Raw genomic sequence first — 4,257 nt, 5'->3', positions numbered from 1 at the left:
CAGGGCAAGCCGCAGGCGCTCATCGTCGCCCCGACCCGCGAGCTCGCGCTCCAGGTCTCCGGTGACCTCGCGCTGGCCAGCAAGGACCTCGGTCTCCGGGTCCTCACCGTCTACGGCGGTGTGGGCTACGACGGGCAGCTCGACGCGCTCGAGGAGGGCGTCGACATCGTCGTCGGCACCCCGGGCCGTCTCATCGACCTGGCCAACCGCCGCGCCCTCGACCTCTCGCACGTGCACGCGCTGGTGCTCGACGAGGCCGACGAGATGCTCGACCTCGGCTTCCTCCCGGACGTCGAGAAGCTCATCTCGATGACGCCGGAGACCCGCCAGACGATGCTGTTCTCGGCGACCATGCCGTCGGCGATCGTCGGCCTGGCCCGGCACCACATGCGGCACCCGATGAACATCCGCGCCGAGTCCTCCTACGACACGACGATGGTCCCGGCCACGGCCCAGTTCATCTACCTGGCCCACGACCTCGACAAGCCCGAGATCATCGGTCTGGTCCTGCAGGCCGAGGACGCCGACAAGATGATCGTGTTCACGCGCACCAAGCGCCAGGCCCAGCGCGTCGCCGACGACCTCGCCGAGCGCGGCTTCGCCGCCAGCGCACTCCACGGCGACATGGCCCAGGTGGCCCGGGAGAAGGCGCTCACGAAGTTCCGTGAGGGCAAGCTCCGGGTCCTGGTCGCCACCGACGTCGCCGCTCGCGGGATCGACGTCAAGGACATCTCGCACGTCATCAACTACTCCTGCCCCGAGGACGACAAGGCCTACGTGCACCGGATCGGTCGCACCGGCCGGGCCGGCGCGTCCGGTATCGCGATCACCTTCGTCGACTGGGCGGACCTGCACCGCTGGAAGATGATCAACAAGGCGCTGGACCTGCCGTTCGACGAGCCGCAGGAGACCTACTCGACCTCCGAGCACCTGTTCCACGACCAGGGCATCCCCCCGGGCACCAAGGGCCGGCTCGTCGACGCTCCCCCGGTCCAGCGCAAGCCTCGTGAGGACCGCGACGGCGGGCGTGGCGGATCCCGCGGCGGGTCGTCGCGCGGCGGCTCCCGGGACGGGGCCCGCGAAGGCGCTCGCGAGGGCGGCTCCCGCGAGGGCGGTCAGCGCAACCGGAACCGCAGCCGGACCCGCACCCGCAGCGGCGAGCAGGTCGCCGCGGACGCCCCGGCCGCCAAGGCCGAGGGCGGCGAGGGCGCCCCCTCGCGCAGTCGCAGCCGCAACCGGCGCCGTCGTTCGGGCGGCCAGGGCGACGGCGGTCAGGCGACCGCGACCGCCTGACCCAGGCACGCAACGACGGTCGACCCGCCCGGACCTGTGTCCGGGCGGGTCGACCCACCTCTGGGCAGCTCGATCAGCCCCGGGACAGCAGCGCGCGGGCGAGCTGGAGGTTGGCGAACGCGCCCAGTGCGGCCCCTCCGACCGTCACCGGGTCGGGAAGCTCGCCCGAGGCGAGCACGGCGCCGGCGAGCAGCGCGAACGGGACCCAGCGGCTCACGACGCCGGTGCGCAGCAGGGCGCCGAGGAGCAGCACGGTGCCGAGCGCGCCCAGAGCCAGCCCCGGCAACAGCAGCAGGTCGAAGTAGCCGCTGCTCTGGAAGGCCGCGTGGCTCGCCACCGCCGACTCGGGTACCGACCCGTCGGGGACGAGCGACAGAGTGACCAGCCGGAACCCGACCTGCGCGAACAACCCGAGGCCGGAGAGGACCAGCACGACCCCGAGGAACGGCGCCAGCCGGGGCAGGCGCTCGCGGAGCAGGCGCACGACGCCGATCGCCGCCGCGACGCCGAGAGCACCCGCGAGGGCGACCATGGCGGTGGCCGCGAGGTACCGGTCGGGCGAGGCAGCCACGGAGCCCAGGAACACCTCGGCGTCCTCGCGAGGCAGGACCGCGGGCTCCACCAGGAACCAGGCCGTCATGGCCAGGGGCGACGCGACCATGGCGCCGGCGATGAACCGGGGGCCGCGGTCGCGGACCTCCTCGTGCGGCGCGGGGACGACGCCCCGTGCCCACCGGCTCAGGTCGCCAGTGGTGGTGGTGCGGGTGTGCTGGTCGAGCTCGGTCACGACGTTCTCCTCGTTCTGGCACCGGACCTCCCGGTGTCCTGGGAGGACCGTGCCGGGCGGGGCGTCCCGCAGGCCCGAGGCGAGACGTCATCGACCACGTCGGGACGTGGTGTCCCGTCCGGACGTCGTGTCCCGAGCGACTCGGGACGGAGTGTCCCGTGACAAGCCACACGCCCTCGCGGAGCATGTGCGCATGCCGCGCGTCCTGACCTCCTCGGCCACGGCCATCTCCACCGCGTCGTCGATCGGCCTCTCAGCCGTCACCGTGGGGGCGGCGGCCGGCGCGCTCCTCCTGGCAGGCATGGACCAACGGGTGGCCGGCGCGGGGTCGATCACGGGCGCCTCCTTCGGCGTCACGGGCGCGCTGCTGGTGAGACGCTCACCTCGGCCGGCCGTGGGCTGGCTGCTCATCACGGCCGGGCTCTCCCTCGGGCTGGCCAGCTTCTGCGGCGAGTGGGCTCGCTACGCACTGGTCGCGGACCCCGGTTCGCTCCCGGCAGGCGAGGCGACGCTCTGGCTGAGCTCATGGGTCTGGGTGATCGGCTACTGCACTGTCGCGTCGCTCCTGCCGCTGCGACTCCCGGACGGCGCACCCGCCGAAGGACGCTGGCGGCTGGCCTGGTGGGCGGCGGCAGCCGTGACCGTCCTGGCGCCGCTGGGCTGGGCGGTCACGCCGTACGACCGGATGGACGAGGCACCACTGGAGGGGCTGCTCGACGACGTGGAGTCGCCGGCGGCCCTGCCCTTCGGTCCGACGCTCCTGGCGGTCTCGCTGCCGCTCCTGCTCGTGTGCGCCTTCGTAGGCCTGATCTCGCTCGGGCTGCGCTGGCGCTCCGCCGTGGGCGCCGAGCGTCAGCAGCTCAAGTGGGTCGTCTACGGGGTGGTGCTGACCAGCGCCCTTCTGCTCGCCGGTCACCTCGTGGGGCCGGAGGGCGGTTCCGAGCTGCTGCTGGCGATCTCGGTGCTGCCGCTGCCCGCCGGGATCGCGGTGGCGACTCTGCGCTATCGCCTCTGGGACGTCGACCTCGTCATCAACCGGACGCTGGTCTACACCGTCCTCACGACGTTGGTCATCGCTGTCTACGCCGCTGTGGTCGTGTCCCTGGGCGACGCGCTCGGCCGGCGCACGGGTGCTCCACTGCTGGCGACCGTCGTGGTCGCGCTCGGCGCCGAGCCCGCACGTCGGCACGTGCAGCGCCTGGTCGACCGGTTGACCCGGGGCGACCGCGCCGACCCCTACCGAGCGCTCGTCGTGCTCGGCCGACGCCTCGAGGCCGCCGCCGTGGCGCCGGTGGGTGCGGACGTCCTCGCCGGGGTGGCCCAGGCCGTGCGACAGGCTCTCCAGCTGCCGTGGGTCGCGGTGGACGTACTCGACGGCCCGTACGCCGTCAGCGGCACGCCGGGCAGCGAGCGGGTCGTCGTTCCCCTGGTCCACCTCGGCGAACCGGTGGGCGAGCTGGTCGTGGGCCCGCGTCGTCAAGGCCGGCCACTCTCGGCTGCCGATCTGCGCCTCCTCGACGACCTCGCCCGCCACGTCGCCGTCGCGGCGCACGCTGCGCAGCTTCGCGACGCGCTGCAGACTTCCAGGGAACGGCTGGTCAGCGCGCGCGAGGAAGAGCGCCGGCGGCTGCGGCACGACCTCCACGACGACCTGGGGCCGGTGCTCGCCGCGGTGGCGCTCCAGCTGGGCGAGATCCGCTCGCTGTCCACGGACGAGACGGCCGAGAGCTTGGCCGCCCGCGCCGAGACCCTCGTCACCGGCGCGGTCGGCACGGTGCGGCGGATCGTGGACGGGCTGCGGCCGGCCACCCTCGACGAGCTCGGCCTCGAGGAGGCCCTACTCGCGCTCGCAGACGGGTTCGCGACCGGTGATCTGAGTGTCGGGGTCGAGGTGCGCGGGGACGTCGGCGACCTGCCCGCGGCCGTCGAGGTCGCGGCTCTGCGCGTCGCCACGGAGGCCGTGCACAACGCGGCCCGGCACAGCTCCGCCGGTGAGGTCCGGGTCGCCGTCGAGCGAGTCGCCGGCGCCCTCGAGGTGACCGTGGCCGACGACGGACGCGGGATCCCCACCGACCCCGTGCCCGGCGTCGGCCTGCTGTCGATGCGGGAGCGCGCCGAGGAGCTCGGCGGCAGCTGTACGGTCGCGCCCGGGCCGGGCGGTGGGACCGTCGTCATGG

3 protein-coding genes are annotated in these 4,257 nt (G+C 73.9%); 2 read left to right on the top strand and 1 reads right to left on the bottom strand.

The annotated features are described in order from the left end of the window. The coding region (locus JHD21_RS21120) for a DEAD/DEAH box helicase (RefSeq protein WP_292679436.1) at positions 1 to 1,293 on the top strand (1,293 nt) is incomplete at its 5' end. 73 nt (positions 1,294 to 1,366) lie between these two features. Here the strand turns inward: JHD21_RS21120 and JHD21_RS21115 are convergent. Then, the gene (locus JHD21_RS21115; RefSeq protein ID WP_292679434.1) at positions 1,367 to 2,080 is read right to left on the bottom strand and encodes a DUF4386 family protein; all 714 of its coding nucleotides are present in this window, start codon (positions 2,078 to 2,080) and stop codon (positions 1,367 to 1,369) included. A gap of 193 nt (positions 2,081 to 2,273) precedes the next feature. Between JHD21_RS21115 and JHD21_RS21110 the strand changes: the two genes are divergently transcribed. Then, positions 2,274 to 4,257 (top strand): ATP-binding protein (locus JHD21_RS21110; protein ID WP_292679432.1); only part of this gene is annotated, 1,984 nt, incomplete at its 3' end.

Origin of the sequence: Nocardioides sp., from assembly GCF_016462705.1 — a bacterium.
Classification (GTDB): Bacteria; Actinomycetota; Actinomycetes; order Propionibacteriales; family Nocardioidaceae; genus Nocardioides.
Note: the sequence above shows the minus strand (reverse complement) of the source record. Positions and strands in the feature narration are given on the sequence as shown.